12 protein-coding genes are annotated in these 19,764 nt (G+C 41.5%); 3 read left to right on the forward strand and 9 right to left on the reverse strand.

Annotated features, from left to right (window positions below; translation table 11 throughout):
- Positions 1 to 15: 15 nt before the first annotated feature.
- Both NPUN_RS01800 and NPUN_RS01805 read right to left on the reverse strand, forming a co-directional pair.
- Positions 16 to 1,599, reverse strand: coding sequence for an alpha-amylase family glycosyl hydrolase (locus NPUN_RS01800; RefSeq protein ID WP_012407160.1), 1,584 nt, complete (start codon positions 1,597 to 1,599; stop codon positions 16 to 18).
- A 262-nt stretch (positions 1,600 to 1,861) separates the two neighbouring features.
- A complete protein-coding gene (locus NPUN_RS01805) occupies positions 1,862 to 3,712 on the reverse strand; it encodes an adenylate/guanylate cyclase domain-containing protein (RefSeq protein WP_012407161.1) in 1,851 nt (616 codons plus the stop codon).
- A gap of 293 nt (positions 3,713 to 4,005) precedes the next feature.
- Between NPUN_RS01805 and NPUN_RS01810 the strand changes: the two genes are divergently transcribed.
- Both NPUN_RS01810 and NPUN_RS01815 read left to right on the forward strand, forming a co-directional pair.
- Complete coding sequence (locus NPUN_RS01810) at positions 4,006 to 7,677, forward strand: WD40 repeat domain-containing protein (protein WP_234711030.1); 3,672 nt, start codon at positions 4,006 to 4,008, stop codon at positions 7,675 to 7,677.
- 561 nt (positions 7,678 to 8,238) lie between these two features.
- Positions 8,239 to 11,940 carry a PAS domain S-box protein gene (locus NPUN_RS01815; protein WP_012407163.1) on the forward strand — a complete coding sequence of 1,234 codons (3,702 nt, stop codon included), beginning with the start codon at positions 8,239 to 8,241 and terminating at the stop codon, positions 11,938 to 11,940.
- Between the two features lie 36 nt (positions 11,941 to 11,976).
- Here NPUN_RS01815 and NPUN_RS44015 read toward each other — a convergent pair whose 3' ends face one another.
- Positions 11,977 to 12,099, reverse strand: coding sequence for a hypothetical protein (locus tag NPUN_RS44015; protein WP_272913951.1), 123 nt, complete (start codon positions 12,097 to 12,099; stop codon positions 11,977 to 11,979).
- 29 nt (positions 12,100 to 12,128) lie between these two features.
- Positions 12,129 to 12,293: a response regulator gene (locus tag NPUN_RS01820; RefSeq protein WP_234711031.1), complete on the reverse strand. Its 165-nt coding sequence runs from the start codon at positions 12,291 to 12,293 to the stop codon at positions 12,129 to 12,131.
- 397 nt (positions 12,294 to 12,690) lie between these two features.
- Between NPUN_RS01820 and NPUN_RS01825 the strand changes: the two genes are divergently transcribed.
- Positions 12,691 to 15,621 (forward strand): calcium-binding protein, encoded by a 2,931-nt coding sequence (locus NPUN_RS01825; protein WP_012407164.1) that lies wholly within the window; start codon positions 12,691 to 12,693, stop codon positions 15,619 to 15,621.
- A 160-nt stretch (positions 15,622 to 15,781) separates the two neighbouring features.
- On the opposite strand, the gene hypB is transcribed toward NPUN_RS01825, so the two are convergent.
- The 5 genes from hypB to NPUN_RS01850 all read right to left on the reverse strand — a co-directional run bounded on the left by hypB (position 15,782) and on the right by NPUN_RS01850 (position 19,739).
- Positions 15,782 to 16,609: a hydrogenase nickel incorporation protein HypB gene (gene hypB, locus NPUN_RS01830; RefSeq protein ID WP_012407165.1), complete on the reverse strand. Its 828-nt coding sequence runs from the start codon at positions 16,607 to 16,609 to the stop codon at positions 15,782 to 15,784.
- Entirely contained in the window at positions 16,600 to 16,941 is a 342-nt protein-coding gene (locus NPUN_RS01835; RefSeq protein ID WP_012407166.1) for a hydrogenase maturation nickel metallochaperone HypA/HybF, read from the reverse strand. Before NPUN_RS01835 ends, hypB begins: the two co-directional genes overlap by 10 nt.
- A gap of 20 nt (positions 16,942 to 16,961) precedes the next feature.
- Positions 16,962 to 18,065 (reverse strand): hydrogenase expression/formation protein HypE, encoded by a 1,104-nt coding sequence (hypE, locus tag NPUN_RS01840; RefSeq protein WP_012407167.1) that lies wholly within the window; start codon positions 18,063 to 18,065, stop codon positions 16,962 to 16,964.
- A gap of 45 nt (positions 18,066 to 18,110) precedes the next feature.
- Positions 18,111 to 19,289, reverse strand: a complete 1,179-nt coding sequence (hypD, locus tag NPUN_RS01845) for a hydrogenase formation protein HypD (RefSeq protein WP_041565846.1) — start codon at positions 19,287 to 19,289, stop codon at positions 18,111 to 18,113.
- Between the two features lie 189 nt (positions 19,290 to 19,478).
- Positions 19,479 to 19,739, reverse strand: a complete 261-nt coding sequence (locus tag NPUN_RS01850; RefSeq protein ID WP_012407169.1) for a HypC/HybG/HupF family hydrogenase formation chaperone — start codon at positions 19,737 to 19,739, stop codon at positions 19,479 to 19,481.
- Positions 19,740 to 19,764 lie beyond the last annotated feature (25 nt).

A 19,764-nucleotide genomic window follows, 5' to 3' on the forward strand; every position in this document is an offset into this window, starting at 1 on the left:
AAAGCTAGTGTTTGCTTACGCTAAAATCGCCATTCCCGAAGGAGGCAAATCAATTCGCACAGTTGCACGACGGTCGTTATGATGTTGTACAGCTACAGTTTGGTCGCGGGGTGGGTGGCGTAAATATGAATCGCTCCAATCGCTTTTGTATAAAAAGGTCATAGTCGAATCTTGAGGATGCATATAAGTATCTACTGTCACTTCTGCACCACGATTTTCTAAGCCGTTGGTATTCAGCACCATCAACACTTCTGTGTCAAATAAAGTCTGTGACCAAGCAACTAATTCGCCTTGTCCAGGAATTGAGAAGGGGGAGTTAAAAAAGGATGTTTCGCGTAGGTAGTGATGTCCACGGCGCAATGCTTTACCAATTTTATCGTGACTGTTGCGAATCCGCGCGATCGCAGCTATCCGCAAATAAGTAGGATGGTCGATATCGAAAAAATGACAGTCTGCTGTTTGAAATGCGCCAAAAGCACCGCCAAACATTGCTTCTTTGATATATCTATCTTCCGCAAACTTTCTACCTTCTATGCTGTAATCGTGATAACCTTCATTGCCATCAAAAGCCTGTTCTGTTCCATAATAAATAGCAGGGATTCCTGGCATGGTTAATTGCACACCGACAGCATGAGCAACTTGCTCATAGAGATGAGGGACATTGCTGTATGCAGCAAATCGCTGTTTATTAGTCCGGAATGACATCTCATAGTCATCCAAGATGGAGACATGATATGTCCCAATTTGGCGGTATTCTCCAGCGAGATTGTTTTCGCTATACAAATCGAAAAATTGCTTGGGGTGTACTAACCCTTTGGCGAATGCAGCCAATTCATTAGGGGTCTGTGCGATGTCTAATACAGCACTAAAGTTGCGAGCAATAATGTCTATGTAAGCACCAGCCATACTACCGGAGGTTATTTCCCCAGTCAGTAAAAAGTTGTCTTTATCGATAGATTCGGCGTATTCACGGATAGCTGTGCAGAATTTGCGGGAATCTTCTGGAGAAACGTGCTTGAGGCTATCTATCCGTAAGCCATCGCAGTCAGAAAGAGCAATCCAATATTGATAAACTCTGGCTAGAGCTGCAATTACGTCATTTCTGTGAAACCAGTTATCAGCATTCTGGTTGTATATTACATCGAGGATGACATACATCCTCCGATCGTGGGCAGCATCAATTAAATCTCTTAAATCTTGACGGGTGCCAAAGTGGGGGTCAATATCTAAAAATTCTTGAATGCGATCGCTATGGTAAGCTTCTAACTCAGAACGTTGTTGCCAAGGTGGATTAATCCACAGCGTTGTTACTCCCAATCGTTGCAAGTAGTCTAATTTACTCTTAATTCCCCTAAGAGTACCACCTACGAACTTTGTCCCTGCTGCCATCCAGCCAGCTTTATCTTTAACCTGGAATTTTGCAAGATTGGTGTGGTCAAAAAGCTCCCTTTGATTTTCATTATCGTCACTGAATCTATCTAATACCAATTGGTACAAAAACTGGTCGCGCCAACTGATAGGACTCGGATAAACTCTCCCTCGTGGTTTTAGGTCTGTTTCAGAGAGTTGCTGGGGTGTCAATTCTTCAACTTTAGCCATGAGGATTTACACACAGATAGGAAAATGGAAGTATGCATTTTAGATGTTAGAAAACATACTTTAAATTTTCATTAACCTGCGGGGGGATTTTGTAAATTAGCGACTTTATTTTTCGATGATAGATTTTAGTTTAAACACATAAGTGCTTTGCCTGACCGCAGGGTAGGGATGCAAGAAAAAGTGTGGAGGAACACAAAAAATACGGAGAGATAATAAATAGGATTTTCACAAATAGTTTAAGGCTGCTATAGAATTAAAATTCTTAATTAGATTTTTGAGAAATTATCTTATAAAGGTTATCAAACTGAGCTATGAGTGATGGAGGAACAGAGGTAAAATTAATATAAAAATTTCCTCTAATTGTCGGTTTTTCTAAGACTTTTGCATAGATATCTTCACTGACTTGCGCTGAGTTTTTAGATATGAAAAGATTGATTTTAAGATTAGTTAGTTTCGGTGGTACTTCATTGGGAATATCTACTTGTAATTCAGCTCCTTTTGCTGATAGTTTGACTAAACGCCCATAAAAGACCGGATTTCCCATTTGCTTGTCATCTAAAATAGTGTATAAAAGCGGAATCTCTTGAGGAACAGGTAAAAATAATTCTTCTTCTTTGGGTAAATAAAGATTGTATCGTCCACCCACACCATATACTTCGTAAATGGTAATTGTCTGGCTCAAACCTTTTGGCTGAACTTGCTTTTGTCCAATAATTTTGATGCTCGATCCGACTTCTTTGAAAGTCTGTTCAGAAATGAGAATTTGACCGCCACTAGTATATGACTCAATTCGATAAGTGAGATTTACTTGACTACCGACAATTCCATATTTAGTCCGCTTTTCGGAACCAATATTACCGACTATAACCTCACCTGTATTTATACCAATCCCCATTTCTAATGGTGGCCAGCCGAGAGTTTTCATCTTTTCATTAACGCCACCCATTGCTAACTGCATGGCACAAGCACAAGTAACTGCTCTGAGGGCATCATCTTCTTTAGCGATCGGGGCACCAAATAAGACTAAAATACCATCTCCCATAAACTCATCAATTGTGCCTTGGTAATGATTAATCACATCTGCCATGTATTCTAAATAGAGGTTGAGAATGTGAATTACCTCTTCTGGTGGAAAGCGTTCTGAGAGAGCAGTGAAGCCTCTTAAGTCAGAGGTGAGGATAGTAATTTTGCGGCGTTCACCACCAAGTTTTAATCCTTCCGGGCTTTCTAACAAGTTAGCAACAACCGTATCACTCAAATATCGTCCGAAAACTTGGCGAATTAATTGGTTTCTTTTTTCTAATTCAGTGTTGGCTTCTGCTAAATCTGTAGTTCGTTCTTTAACCCGATGCTCTAAATTTCTGCTGTTTTCTCGGAGTTTCCCAACAACAAGTGTCAATCCTGAAAGTCCTAAGACCGACATACCGCCTAACATAGCAAAGGTTCCTTGGAGACTTTGGTTGGTCTTGGTTACTAAATTATCGAGAGATTGAGAAATCTCCCAAGCTCCAGCAACATCTCCTACTTCCCAGTTTTTCTTTGGACTAGTGGCATCTGTGTTATGACAAGTTACACAACTTGCTTTCATGAGGCTAGCTTGTGCATAACGCAAGGTGGTGTTTCCATTTTTCTTCTCAAGACGATAGAATTTTTGACGAGGGTTTTCTTTCAAGAAGTTGAGTGCATCGCGCTCAAATTCGTCTTTTGCTCCCCCTTTCGTGCGCCAAGGATATGGATAGTTACTATATAGTCTTACAGACATTTCGGCATTTTTTTCACTAATTTGCTCACCGAGTTCGATCGCGAAAGTTGAAGGTAAGGGGATTGCGCCTTTGGTATTGAGGTAAGCGTGGGTGACGGTAATTCCAGGTACGAGTTTAGCTCGATCTGCGGCTGCGGCGCTGTAGAGGTCAAAAGCTTGAGTTAATGATTGAATGTTCAAAGCAGCATTTTGCACTGCTTGAGATTCAATCAAGCTCGATGAAAGCCTAGACATATTAGAAATTGCGATCGCGATCGCTACACATAACATCAGCGTGAGTACGAGAGTAATTCTCTGTAACAGTAAACGTAAAAGCGATTGCCAAATTCGATTAATTAATAACTGAATCATTCGAAAAACTGTTTTTTACTAGTTAAAATTTTTGCAGAATCTAGAAAATATTAAAATAATTAGTAATTTTTATCAGTAATTAAGTTTTGCAACGGTGAGAAAGACAATATTTACAAAACTTGCTGATGACAAACCCAGGAGCTTAAACCCCCAAAAATTTTTAATGTCTTGGTTTATTGCTCAACGGCAAAGGCTTGTGTAAAGAATTTGTAAAATTTTGCATATTGTTTTTGCTATTATCTGATAAATGAATTATGGCATTCTAATTATAAAATTTAAAGTATATTTAACTTTTGTCGATCGCAGCAATGGATATCGATCAAGCACTCGCATTTACAGACGCTCTCGTTTTTGCCAAGTCAAGAATACATTTAAGCGATCTCCAACAAGCTATGTTGCGTGAGTCTTGGTCTTTGGAACGCCAAAGTTACGATCGCATTGCCGACATTTATGGCTATTCTCCAACTTACTTAAAACATGATGTTGGCCCCAAGCTATGGAAACTCCTTTCAGAAGTGTTAGGAGAAAAAGTTAATAAAACAAGTTTCAGAACAGCAATCGAGCGGGCGACGGCACAATCAAACCAATACATTGAAGAAAAAACGCGAGTCAAATTTACTGATAATCTGCTAGTTGCAGAAGCGCAGACTTCGTATCAAGATTGGGGAGATGCTATCGATGTTGATTTTTTCTACGGAAGACAAGCAGAACTAGCTCAGTTACAGCAGTGGATTTTGGTCGATCAGTGTCGGCTGGTGGCTGTGTCAGGAATGGGTGGAATTGGAAAGACTTCTCTCTCTATCAAGCTGGCACAACAATTACAGAGTGATTTTAAATGGGTGATTTGGCGGAGTTTGCGAAATGCGCCACCAGTACAAGAGATATTAACCGAGTTATTGAAATTATTATCTAATCAGCAAGAAATTGATTATCCAGAAACCGTTGAGGGCAAAATTTCGCGTCTATTGCATTATTTGCGATCGCAGCGTTGTCTGGTAATTTTCGATAATATTGAGACAATCTTACAACATAACGAAAAATCTAAATCATCCTACATCAAAGGCTATGAATATTATGGCGAAATATTTAGACAGATTGGAGAAATTCGCCATCAAAGCTGCTTAGTGCTAACAAGCCGAGATCAGCCTCCAGAAGTTGGTCTCCTAGAAGGAGCAAGCTTACCCGTTCGGGCTTTTCAATTGGGTGGATTGAAGAAAACAGAAGCACAAGAACTTTTACACTTAAAGGGTAATTTCCAAGGCTCAACAGAAGAATGGAATCGGCTGGTTGAAGGTTACGCAGGAAATCCCTTAGCATTGAAAATTATTGCGACTACAATTCAAAACTTATTTGATGGCAGTATTTCTGATTTCCTCAACCAGCAAGCATTTGTTTTTGGTAATATTCGCAATCTAATAGGTCAGCAATTTGAACGGCTTTCGGAGTCAGAGAAAACGGTTATTTATTGGCTTGCTATCTATCGCGATCCCGCTTCATTTTCAGAACTGCGCTCGGATATTTTTCCACGTAGATCGCCCCAAGAATTAATTGATATTTTAGAATCACTAGAGCAACGTTCTTTAATTGAGAAGACCAAGCCGACACTGATTGAAAAACATCAGACGCAGTTTTCACTTCAGCCTGTAGTAATGGAATATGCTACTGAGAAACTGGTCGCTCAAGTTTGTCAAGAAATTCTAGCAGGTTTAGAAGCAAATGCCGACCAAAAAATTTTGCTGTTCAAAACTCATGCATTACTCAAAGCCCAAGCAAAAGATTATGTGCGAGAAACGCAAGTTCGTTTCATTCTCAAGCCGATTCTGGAACGCTTATTACTCGATCGTTTATTAATAGAAGTCAGCGAACAACTTGCAATTGAGAACTTGCTAACTCAATGCTTGACCAAGCTCCGAGGTACATCGTCACTCAAAACTGGATACGCAGGCGGTAATATTTTAAATTTACTTTGTCAATTGCAATCAACTTTAACTAACTATAATTTTTCAAATTTAACGATTTGGCAAGCCTATTTACAGGATGTAAATTTGCATAATGTTAACTTTGAATCTTCTGATTTGAGCCAGTGTGTTTTTGCTGAAACCTTTGGTATGGTTTTTGCTGGCATTGCTTTTAGTCCAGATGGAACATTATTAGCTACAGGAGATGCAGAAGGTGAGCTTCGTCTTTGGGAAGTTGCAACTGGGAAACTTGTTGTCAATTTTGCCGGACATTTAGGTTGGGTTTGGTCACTTGCTTTTAGTCCAGATGGGCAATTATTAGCAAGTTGTAGTAGTGATAAAACGATTCGCCTGTGGGATGTCAACACTGGTAAATGTCTGAGAACATTGTCAGGACATACAAGTTCAATTTGGTCAGTTGCCTTTAGTGCTGATGGTCAAATGCTTGCGAGTGGAGGCGATGAACCAACAATAAGATTATGGAATGTCAACACTGGGGATTGTCATAAAATTTTCTCGGGTCACACAGATCGAATTCTCTCGCTTTCCTTTAGTTCAGATGGCCAAACCCTAGCAAGTGGCAGTGCCGATTTCACGATTCGACTTTGGAAAATTAGTGGAGAATGCGATCGCATTTTAGAAGGACATAGCGATCGCATCTGGTCAATTTCCTTTAGTCCAGATGGGCAAACCCTAGTCAGTGGCAGTGCCGATTTCACGATTCGCCTCTGGGAAGTTAGTACTGGCAACTGCTTCAATATATTACAAGAACATAGCGATCGCGTCCGATCGTTAGCCTTTAGTCCCAATGCCCAAATGCTGGTCAGCGCCAGCGACGATAAAACAGTCAGAATTTGGGAAGCTAGTACAGGAGAATGCCTGAATATTTTACCAGGACACACCAATTCTATATTTTCAGTTGCTTTTAACGTAGATGGTCGAACCATTGCCAGTGGTAGCACAGACCAAACTGTAAAGCTATGGGATGTCAACACAGGTAGATGCTTTAAAACCTTAAAAGGCTATAGTAATTCGGTATTTTCAGTTGCTTTTAATCTAGATGGTCAAACTCTGGCCAGTGGCAGCACAGACCAAACCGTAAGATTATGGGATGTCAATACAGGGACTTGTCTGAAAAAATTCGCCGGACATAGTGGCTGGGTAACTTCCGTAGCATTTCACCCAGATGGAGATTTGCTAGCCAGTAGCAGTGCGGATCGCACCATCCGCTTATGGTCAGTTAGCACTGGGCAATGTCTGCAAATTTTGAAAGATCATGTAAATTGGGTGCAATCAGTTGCCTTTAGTCCCGATCGACAAATCTTAGCAAGCGGCAGTGACGACCAAACCATTCGCTTATGGTCTGTCAGTACAGGAAAATGCCTCAATATATTGCAAGGTCATTCCAGTTGGATTTGGTGTGTTACCTTTAGCCCCAATGGTGAAATAGTCGCTAGCAGTAGTGAAGACCAAACCATTCGTCTGTGGTCTCGTTCCACTGGTGAATGTCTCCAAATTTTAGAAGGACACACTAGTAGAGTGCAAGCGATCGCTTTTAGTCCAGATGGGCAAATTCTCAGTAGCGCTGAAGATGAAACAGTTCGCCTGTGGTCGGTTGATACAGGTGAATGTCTGAATATATTTCAGGGACACAGTAATAGTGTTTGGTCAGTCGCCTTTAGTCCAGAAGGTGATATTTTGGCAAGTAGTAGCTTAGATCAAACAGTGAGAATTTGGGATAGGCATACAGGGGTTTGCCTGAAAGTGCTGCCTGTCCTGCCTCATGCAATGCGATCGGCGATCGCATTTGGTAAATCTACAGAACATTATGCGATCGCTAGCGGTAGCCAAAACGGAACTATTCAGATTTGGGATGCCCAAACGGGTGAATGCTTGAAAATACTGAATCCTGACAGACCTTATCAAGGAAGTAATATTACAGGCGTGACAGGAATCACCACAGCTCAAAAAGATGTTCTCAAAGCGTTAGGTGCCTTCGAGATTTAATTCAGGACTTACGCAAACAATAGTCATAACGGGGGACAATTCATTAATTGCCCCGTTTTGCTTGCCTGTAATGTTGTGAGGATTTGCTTGGGGGAATAAGATATTGATATTGAGACGACTTTTAGTATCATTACTCAAAAATTACCCAAATCAATTCATGTAGTCACGAATAAAGGTTTTATGCTTAACCTCAGAGCTTTTATCTTTGTCTTTACCTTATATAGGCACTTTTGTAATTAACAAGTTAGGTTATATAATCAATCTGATACATTTTTATAAGAAAGTTATCAAATTACAAAAAACTATTTAAATACATTAGGAGTCGTGAAATAACTTCCCTTTTGAAAAATATTAACCTTGATTAGTAGGGGTTCAGCGATTAAAAAAGGTAATTTATTCGTGTGGTGTTCCTTAGCAAAAATTTAAAATCATAACTTTGATTAAATCAGAAAGCTAAATTTTGTCAAAATGGCTTGAAGATTGATAAATTTTAAGCTTATTTTGTCATCCTCTGATTTTTGAAATCAATTCTTTAATTGCTTTAACCAACAGACTAAACTAATGCGCTCACTTTCTCCTGTGGATTTACCTACTTTAGAGCAGATAGTTGAATGTTCTCCTTTAATTGTATTACCTGATACCCCAGTTATTGATGTTATTGCTCTAATGAATAGGGTAAATAGCAGTATAGTAGAGTCTAAGTTTGATTTTAGTAGTTATGTTTTAGTAGTTGAAGAAACAAACTTAATAGGTATATTAACTCTACGGGATGTAATACGACTGACTGGGATGGGCAAAGATTTATCCAGTGTCAAAATCTCAGAGGTGATGACACAACCAGTCATCAGCCTGGGGTTGGCTCAGGCTCAAAATGCCCTCACAGCTTTATCTTTCATGCGTCAACATTGTATTCGCCATCTACCTGTAGTAGATGATCTTGGACAATTGGTAGGCTTAATTACCCAAGACAGAATTCGTCAGGTTATCCAACCAGTTCACCTGTTGAAATTGCAATGTGTGACGGAAGTAATGGTAACTGAAGTTATTCATGCTCTCCCGACTACATCTGTGCTGGAATTGTCTCAAATCATGAGCGATCGCCAGATCAGTTGTGTTGTGATTGTCGCACAACAGAAGGCGAAATTGATCCCAGTAGGAATGATCACTGAAAAAGATATTATTAAATTCCATTTACAGGGACTAGATATAGCCCAAACCCAGGCGCAAGATGTGATGAGTACCCCTGTATTAAGCATCACTCCCACTGAATCTTTATGGACTGTTCACCAGTTGATGCAAGAGCGAAAGGTGCGGCGATTAACCGTAGTTGGAGAACAAAGCGAATTGCAAGGACTGGTGACACAAACTAATCTCCTACAAGTGCTTGATCCCCTAGAAATAGACAGCATAATTCAAGTTTTGCAAGCAAAAGTTGAGGAACAAACGGTTAAACTTAGACAATGCAACCAGCAGTTAGAACAGGAAGTTGAACAACACCGCCAAGCTCAACAAGAATTAGAGTTACGGGTGGCGGAGCGTACAGCTGAACTACTGCAAGCAAATGTACGTTTGAAACGGGAAATTGAGGAGCGCAAACAGACTGAAATAGCACTCCAGCAGCGTGAACATCAGTGGAAAGCTCTTTTTGATCGTGCTCTTGATGCGATCGCGATTGCAGATGACGAGGGGCGCTATGTAGAGGTAAATCCAGCAGCCTGTAAGCTATTTGGTGTATCGAAGGAAGAACTGTTAGGTTCCACAATCGCAGATTTTGCAGCACCCGAATTTGATTTTACCCAAGCTTGGCAACAGTTCTACGAACAAGGACAAATGTTGGGTGAGTTTAACATATATTGTCCCGATGGCACAGTGCGAGAAACTGAATTTGCGGCGGTTGCCAATTTTATACCACATCGTCATCTTTCAATACTGCGGGATGTGAGCGATCGCCAAGCCATGTTGCGCGCTCGTAAACAAACTGAGGAAACTCTCAGAGAAAGCGAGCAAAGGTTACAACTGGCACTTAGTGTTGGTAACATTGGCACTTGGGAATGGAATCTGAGAACCAATCAGGTTATCTGGTCTGAGAGTTTGTTTACTTTATTTGGTCTAACTCCTGATACCTTTGATGTCAGCTATGAAAATTTTTTAAATCTCATTGTCCACCCTGAAGACCGTGAATTGCTGCATCAATCAGTTTTGCGAGCAATTGACCAGCAAGTACCCCATAATCTCGAATTCCGGTTTATTTACTCAGATGGTACAGTTGGTTGGTCAGTATGCAAGGGTCAAGTATTGTATGATGACACTACTAATAAGCCACTCCAGATGATTGGGGTGAATATAGATATCACCGAACGCAAACAATCGGAACTTGAAATCCGTAAATTTGTTTCTCTGGCCGATAACAGCACAGAATTTATCGGTATGTGTGATATGAATTTTGTGCCATTCTATTTGAACCCGGCGGGTATGCAACTAGTCGGGCTAAATGACACTCAGCAATATAGCGAAACGCCAGTCAGGGAATTTTTCTTTCCTGAAGATCGGGACTTTATCATCAATGAATTTTTCCCGCGTGTTTTGCGTGAGGGACGGGCAGAAGTAGAAATTCGTTTCCGTCATTTCCAGACGGGAGAAGCATTATGGATGGTTTACAGCGTTTCTTGCGTCAAAGACATGAATGACCAGCTAATTGGTCTGGCAGCCGTCAGCCGCAATATTACCGATCGCAAACTGGCCAAACAGAAAATTGCCGAACAAGCAGCTTTAATTGATATTGCTACCGATGCCATTTTTGTCCGCGATTTAGAAAACCGCATTCTGTTCTGGAGTCCAGGTGCTGAAAAGTTATACGGTTGGACAGCACAGGAAAGCATGGGGAAATTAGTCCATGAACTTTTCAACGTAGAATCCTTGTCTCAACTAGCAGCAGGTTTCAAAACCACTCTGGAACAAGGTTATTGGCAAGGGGAGTTAGAAAAAACCACCAAAACTGGGAGAAAAATTATCGTTGCTAGTCGGTGGACACTGGTACAGAATCAATTCGGACAAAGCCAATCTATCTTATCAGTCAACACCGACATCACCGAGAAAAAACAACTAGAGCAACAATTTTACCGCGCTCAACGCTTGGAGAGTGTAGGAACTCTAGCCAGTGGCATTGCTCACGACCTCAACAACGTCTTTGCTCCCATAATCATGATTGCCGAATTGCTGCCTTTGAGATACAAAAATGTGGATTTGCAGACTCAAGAACTGTTCAAAACACTAGAAAACAGCTCGCAGCGTGGAGCGAACTTAGTTAAACAAATTCTCACCTTTACCCGTGGTACAGAAGGGAAGCGCATCTTGTTGCAACCTGGGCATTTGCTCCAAGAATTGGTCAAAGTCATCAAACAGACATTTCCTAAATCCATCGAAATTGTTAATGACATTCCCATAAACACATTATGGATGGTGCAAGCCGATCCCACCCAATTAGAACAGGTATTTATGAACTTGGCAGTCAATGCCCGTGACGCTATGCCCAATGATGGTATGCTCACAATTAATGCCGAAAACCGGATGATTGACGAAACAAACGCCCGAATGCACCTGGACGCGAAAGCAGGAGGCTACATGGTTGTTACCGTCTCAGATACAGGGACAGGAATCCCTCCAGAATTCTTAGAGCGCATATTTGATCCCTTTTTTACAACTAAAGAAGTTGGTAAAGGTACAGGGCTAGGACTGTCAACAGTTTTAGGTATCGTCAAAAACCACGGTGGTTTTGTGGAAGTATCAACTCAGGTAGGTAAAGGGACACGATTTCAGGTATTTTTGCCCAGAGGAGAAGGCAAAGCAACCGAGACAATAACAAAGGCAGAATTACCTGAAGGTAATGGCGAATTGATTTTAGTTGTTGATGATGAAGACTTAGTAAAACAAACCAATCAGGGAACTTTAGAAGATTATAACTATAAAACCCTTGTAGCTAACGATGGCATTGAGGCGATCGCTTTGTATGCCCAGTATAAGGAACGAATTAGTGCAGTTTTGCTAGATATGTCCATGCCCAACATGGACGGATTAACAACTATCTCCATTCTGCGAACGTTCAACCCCAATATTAAGATTATTGCCACCAGTGGTTTACCCGCTAACGAGCAAAAGGCTATTGCCATTGGTGCTAAGAAGTTTCTGTCAAAGCCTTACACAGCGACAGATTTATTAACTACTTTATCTGCTGTAATCGGGCATCCTGGGGAGCCTCAGTCATAGGCAAATTACACTCAATTCTGACTACTGAATTCCGATTTACACTGCCACTAATTCCGCTTTTTCCAGCAGCCATTGCAGTTCATCACTAGTTAGCTGCTCTAATAGTTTCTCTAAAAATAATTTCGGTTCGGCAGCGAGTGCAAATTTTATTTTATACAATGCCTTCTTTGCCGTTCATCAAAGTCAGGCTAACTGCCCAGTACTTGACTGATTTGCTCTGCCAGTTTCAATGGACGGAAAGGCTTGGCAAAAATAGCAACAACATCCAAATCAGTGAATCTCTCTCGATCGGATTGCTGAAATTTGGCTGTTAATAAAATTACTGGAATATGCTTATTTACTTTTGCCCACAACCAAACTTTGTTTTTTTACCGACAAAAGTTTCTAGCTCGTCTACTTGGGTAATTTCGGGTATTTCATCATAAACAGCTTAGGGCTAGACGACGAAACCAAGTGTGAGCTGTAATTTCAAGGCTTGTGTGTACACCGTAGCCTAAAAGGAGAGAGAAATAGAAAAGAGGTTTTCCAGATCCCATGAAAAGTCATTAATTTTTTAGACAGATTCGACTTAATTATCTCCTTAATTTTCCATAACTTATCCTCATCGACGCGATCGGGCTACAAACCTAAAGTAAAGGAGTCCTGAAAAACGAAAGGGTAAAGCACCCAAAAACAGGACATTTCCCAACTTAAAACAAGGCTTATCGCCTCATCGAAAACATTATTTTCAAGAATTAAGGAGAAATTCAAATGGGAACATACACTGGTGATAATTCTAACAACACTTTCATCGCTGACGATGACGGACAACCTTGGTTGCTCTCTGGAAAAGGAGGCGATGACTACCTAGCTGGTAAATCTCAGAACGACAGAATTTATGGTGATGAAGGTAATGACAACCTACTGGGTGGAGCTGGTAACGACATCCTAGATGGTGGAACTGGCAACGATAACCTGTATGGTGGAATCGGCTTCGATAGCCTGTATGGTGGAGATGGCAATGACATAATAAGTGATACAGATGGTATCGTTGATGGTGGTGCTGGCACTGATACTCTAGTAGCCGATTACAGCCAATTGAGCAATGGGGCTGGAATTGATGTGGCATACCAAGGTCAAAATGCCATCTTCAGCCGCTTCACCGGGAATCCTGTACTCAACTACAGCAATATTGAGCGATTTGAAATAACAGGCACACAATACGCTGATGTACTGCGTGGTGGTACTGGAAATGACATCTTCAATGGTGGCGCTGGTGATGACGCGCTGACTGGTGGTGCCGGCTATGATACCCTCAACGGTGGCGATGGCAATGACATAATAAGTGATACAGATGGTATCGTTGATGGTGGTGCTGGCACTGATACTCTAGTAGCCGACTACAGCCAGTTGAACAATGGGGCTGGAATTGATGTGGCATACCTGGGTCAAAATGCCATCTTCAGCCGCTTTACCGGGAATCCTGTACTCAACTACAGCAATATTGAGCGATTTGAAATTACAGGCACACAATACACCGATGTATTGCGTGGTACTGCTGGCAATGACATCCTCAATGGTGGCGCTGGTGATGACGTGCTGATTGGCAGTGCCGGCTCTGATACCCTCAACGGTGGCGCTGGCACTGATACTTTAGTCTCCGACTACAGCCAGTTAAACAATGGTGCTGGTGTCGATGCCGGATTTAATGGACAGAATGCCATCGTCAGTCGTTTAAATAATAGTACTTTACTCAATTTCAGCAATATTGAGCGATTTGAACTCACAGGCACACAATACGCCGATGTACTGCGTGGTGGTACTGGCAATGACATCCTCAATGGTGGCGCTGGCGATGACGCGCTGACTGGCGGTGCCGGCTATGATACCCTCAACGGTGGCGATGGCAATGACAGAATCACTGACACAGATGGTATCGTTGATGGTGGCGCTGGCACTGATACTCTCGTTGCAGACTACAGCCAGTTCAACAATGGTGCTGGTGTTGAAGTGGCATACCTGAATCAAAATGCGATCTTTAGCCGCTTCACTGGCAATCCTGTACTCAACTACAGCAATATTGAGCGATTTGAAATTACAGGCACACAATACACCGATGTATTGCGTGGTAATGCTGGCAATGACATCCTTAATGGTGGTGCTGGTGATGACGTGCTGATTGGCAGTGCTGGCTATGATACGCTCAACGGTGGCGATGGCAATGACATAATAAGTGATACAGATGGGATTGTTGATGGTGGTGCTGGCACTGATACTCTCATTGCAGACTACAGCCAATTGAACACTGCTACTCCCGTTGATGTGGGATACCTGGGTCAAAATGCGATCTTCAGTCGCATCAGTGGCAATCCTGTACTCAGTTTCAGCAATATTGAGCGATTTGAAATTACTGGTTCACAATACGCCGATGCACTGCGTGGTGCTGCTGGCAATGACATCCTCAATGGTGGTGCTGGTGATGACGCGTTGATTGGCGGTGCTGGCTATGATACCCTCAACGGTGGCGATGGCAATGACAGAATCACTGACACAGATGGGATTGTTAATGGTGGCGCTGGCACTGATACTCTAGTAGCCGACTACAGCCAGTTTAACAACGGTGCTGGTGTTGAAGTGGCATACCAGGGTCAAAATGCGATCTTCAGCCGCTTTACTGGCAATCCTGTACTCAACTACAGCAATATTGAGCGATTTGAAATTACAGGCACACAATACACCGATGTATTGCGTGGTGCTGCTGGCAATGACATCCTCAACGGCGGCGCTGGTGATGACGTGCTGATTGGTGGTGCTGGCTATGATACGCTCAATGGTGGCGATGGCAATGATAGAATCACTGACATAGATGGGATTGTTGATGGTGGCGCTGGCACTGATACTTTAGTTGCCGACTACAGCCAGTTGAACAATGGTACTCCCGTTGATGTGGGATACCAAAGTCAAAATGCGATCTTCAGCCGTGTCAGTGGCAATCCTGTACTCAGCTACAGCAATATTGAGCGATTTGAACTCACTGGTTCACAATACGCCGATGTACTGCGTGGTGCTGCTGGCAATGACATCCTCAATGGTGGCGCTGGTGATGACGCGTTGATTGGCGGTGCTGGCTATGATACGCTCAATGGTGGCGATGGCAATGACAGAATCACTGACACAGATGCTATTGTCGATGGTGGCACTGGCACTGATACTTTAGTTGCAGACTACAGCCAGTTCAGCAATGGTGCTGGTGTTGATGTGGCATACCAAGGTCAAAATGCGATCTTCAGCCGCTTTACTGGCAATCCTGTACTCAGCTACAGCAATATTGAGCGATTTGAAATTACTGGTTCACAATACGCCGATGTACTACGTGGTACTGCTGGTAATGACATACTCAATGGCGGCGCTGGCAACGACATCCTTGTTGGTGGAGCTGGCAATGATATTCTCACTGGTGGTATTGGCGCAGACCAGTTTGTTTTCAATTCTAAGCTTGAAGGACTTGACGTTATCAAGGACTTCAGCCGGGTCGAAGGTGACAAGATTCAGATTTCTAAAATTGGATTTGGTATTACTGACTTCAGTGGTTTCAGCTACAATGATGCTACTGGTGCGTTGTTATTCCAAGGAACTCAATTTGCCACTCTTGAGAATAAGCCTGCTAATTTCGCAGTTAGTTTAGACATCCAGCTTATCTAGAATTTTAGAGAAATTAGTCTGACAAGTTCATAATTTAAAGCCGACAAACTTACACCCGGAAATTATTTTTCACTTCCGGGTGTAATTTTTTCATTGTCAAGTCACTCATGACTGTAGGGTAGGGTATGGTGCGTAGGCGTAGCCAGCCGTAGGCATCGCTTTAGCATTTAGACAGCAAACTTTCACTTACCCATTTATACCAATTATCCAACCCTACACCAGTAGTTGCAGAAACCTGAAAAATCTGAATTTTGGGATTCACTTCTACAGCATAAACTATGCACTTTTGCACATCAAAATTTACATAAGGCAGCAAATCAATTTTCGTGATAATCATTACATCACTAGCACGGAATATATGCGGGTATTTTATCGGCTTATCTTCTCCTTCTGTGACAGAAAGAATCACGACTTTTGCCTGTTCTCCTAAATCAAATAAGGCTGGACAAACCAAATTTCCGACATTTTCAATCATCACAACTGAATTTAGTGGCGGATTCAGTTGTTGTAAACCCCTGTCTATCATTGATGCATCTAAATGACAGCCTGTTCCAGTATTTATTTGGATGACTTTAGAACCTGTTTCTTTAATTTTTTTGGCATCATTAGCAGTTTCTTGGTCGCCTTCAATGACACTGATAGATAATTGATTTTTTAAATCATTAATGGTTTGCGTTAAAAGAGTTGTTTTACCAGCACCGGGAGAACTCATTAAATTTAAGGCGAGAATATTTCGACCTTTAAACCATCCCCGATTTTGAGCAGCTAGCAGGTTATTTTTTGCTAATATATCCTGTTCTAAAGATATCGTTGTGTTGTGTATTTTGGCATGAATTTGAGGTGCTTTTATATGAGTGTCATGACCGTGGGAATGAGTGATGATAGTTCCATCTGGTAAAGTGTGAGTATGATTATGTTCAGCTTCATCTGTTTCCAGATTTGTAATTTTTATTTCGCCATCATCAGAACAACCACAGGTTACACACATAATTCCTCTATTTCTATTTCTTTAATTTTCAGTTCTTCACCAGTAATTAAATCTAATTGCACGCTACCGCAATTACAAATTCCAAATGGTTTATCTAAATAAATTTCTCCACCGCATTGGCGACATCGCCCTAAGCCTGGTATTTCCAAAATTTCTAATGTCGCCCCTTCTAAAACTGTGCCTTGAGTGCAAATATCAAAACAAAATCGGATAGCATCGGGCATAATGGCTGAAAGTTTGCCGATTTCTAATAAAACTCGTTGCACTTTTGCGCCTTTGGCATGTTCAGTCACAATTGCCACAATATTTTGGGTAATTCCAAATTCGTGCATACTATAAAATCTATTAAAGATTAACAAATTCGTGGCAATTGGTCGCCTACTAACATATCAACAATCCTTTCAGCACCAAAAACTGTTTTTAACAAAACTATACCTGGAGGTGAAGAAATAACTTCGCCAATAATACAAGCATCTTTGCCTGCTGGGTGAGATTTCATAGTAGATAAAACGTTGTCAGCATTCTCTTTTGAAACCAATACAACTAACTTACCTTCATTAGCTAAATACAATGGGTCTAAACCGAGAATCTCGCAAACTCCGTTGACTTCTTCACGCACAGGAATAGATTCTTCAAAAAGACGAATCCCCACATTTGAACTGAGAGCAAATTCATTTAATACTGTAGCTAAACCACCGCGTGTTGCATCTCGCATAGCATGAACTTGGGGACATATATGGAGAATAGTTTCTACTAAACTATGCAACGGCTGGCAATCACTTTCAATATTAGTCTCTAAGGCTAATTCTCCACGGGCAATTAAAATTGCTGTCCCATGATTGCCTATTTCACCATTAATTATTACGGCATCTCCAGGTTTAATATTGTGGGCGGAAATGTTAACTCCTCGTGGGATGACACCAATACCAGCAGTATTAATAAAGAGTTTATCGGCAGCACCTCGATGTACAACTTTTGTGTCACCAGTAACAATTTTAATACCAGCGTTTTTTGCGGCTGCATTCATACTGGCTGCGACACGGCGCAAGATTTCTACAGGTAATCCTTCTTCTAAAATTACGCTGCAAGTTAAATATAAAGGTTTAGCACCACTGACAGCTAAATCATTAACTGTACCGTTGATAGCTAATTCTCCTATATCACTACCGGGGAAAAATAACGGGTCTACAACATAAGAATCTGTTGTAAATGCGAGTCTGTCTCCTTGTTGTATAAGATTGGCTAAATCAAAGCTGGCTTGGTCTTCTAATTGGGAAAGAATTGGATTATCAAAATTGCTAACAAATATATCATCTATTAAATCGTGCATGGCTTTACCGCCGCTACCATGTGCGAGAGTTATATGAGTATCTCGCACTTTACCTTGGCGACGGCGGACTTGTTCCATTTTTTGAAACAAGGAATTTTGTGCTGAGTTGGTAGGAGAAATATTCATATTAAAAGTGAGGATTTTTTTAACGCAGAGTATTTAAAGAATGTCTTAATCTAAAGAAAAACCGCAGGCGGGGAGAGGTTCTTGAGTTATTTTTGGTTTTTGGGTGATTGTTCTTTTGGCAATGGTGGAGAGTCGTCCATATTTGTAATAGGCTGCACAAGCGCCTTCAGAAGATACCATGCAAGTGCCGATTGGTGTTTCTGGTGTGCAAGCTGTACCGAATACTTTGCACTCCCAAGGCTTTAAGACTCCTTTGAGAATTTCTCCACATTTACAAGCTTTATGGTCGGCTACTTTGAGATTCGGAATGGTAAATTTAAGTTCGGCATCAAATTGGGCATATTCAGGTTTAATTTTTAATCCTGAATAGGGGATGTCACCTAAGCCGCGCCAATCAAAGCTATCTCGCACTGCGAAAACTTTATTTATAGCTTGTAGGGCTACTGTGTTCCCAGATTTTTGGACAATTCGGTTATATTGATTTTCAACTTCGCAACGATTTTCTACTATCTGTTGCAATAGCATCCAAATTGATTGGAGAATATCTAAGGGTTCAAATCCTGAGACGACTATTGGCTTATTATATTGTTGGGAAATAAATTGATATGGGTCACTGCCAATTACCATGCTGACATGACCAGGCCCAACAAATCCATCGAGTTGCAAGTCGGGATTATCTAATAGTGCTTTGAGCGCGGGAATCACGAGGACGTGATTGCTAAACATACTAAAGTTATGAATTTCTTCGGCTGCTGCTTGCACAATAGTGAAGGCGGTGCTGGGGGCTGTGGTTTCAAAGCCTAATGCGAAGAAGACTACTTCTCTGTCGGGGTGATCTTTGGCAATTTGCAGGCTGTCTAAAGGAGAGTACACCATACGGATGTCTGCACCTTGTGCCCTGGCTTGGAGTAAACTCGTTTTGGAACCGGGAACTCGCATTGCGTCGCCAAAGGTGGCAAAAATGACGTTATGATTTTGAGAGATTGCGATCGCATCATCTAATCTCCCTTTTGGCATAACGCATACTGGACAACCAGGACCATGAATTAGTTCGATGGTTTGGGGTAATATTTCTTCGATACCGTATTTAAATATGGAATGGGTATGTCCGCCGCATACTTCCATGATTTTGATGGGTTTTTCTAGCTGGTGGCTTAATTTGGTGATTTCGCGGCATAAGGCTTCTGCTTTTTCCGGTTCGCGGAATTCGTCAACATATTTCATAGGGACTGGAGAATAGTTAATTTCGCTTTGTGGTAGGGAATTTTTTTTAACGAACCGCATAGACGCGGAGCGGCTACTCTACGAGAACGCCAAAGGCGAACCCGCAGGGTAGGACGCAAAGGGCGCGAAGGAAGAGGAAGAGAGAGAAAGATGTTTGAAACTGTTTTTCTGCGTGAGAAAAAATATTATTTAAGTATTAATCCCTGCTTGTGCTGCTGCTAATTCTTGAAGGAGTTGTAATGTTTCTGCTGCTTCTTGTTCGTTAATTCGATTCATAGCAAAGCCAACATGGACTAATACCCAATCGCCGATACAAGCTTCGGGAGGATGTTGTTCATCGACGATGCAGGCAATATTTACTTCGCGCTTCACACCACCAATGTTAACTAGGGCTAATTTATGGTTAACGTTGGTAATTTCTATAATTTGTCCGGGGATTCCTAAGCACATTTTTTTATTTTGAAGATAAACTAAC

This window comes from Nostoc punctiforme PCC 73102 (assembly GCF_000020025.1).
GTDB lineage: Bacteria > Cyanobacteriota > Cyanobacteriia > Cyanobacteriales > Nostocaceae > Nostoc > Nostoc punctiforme.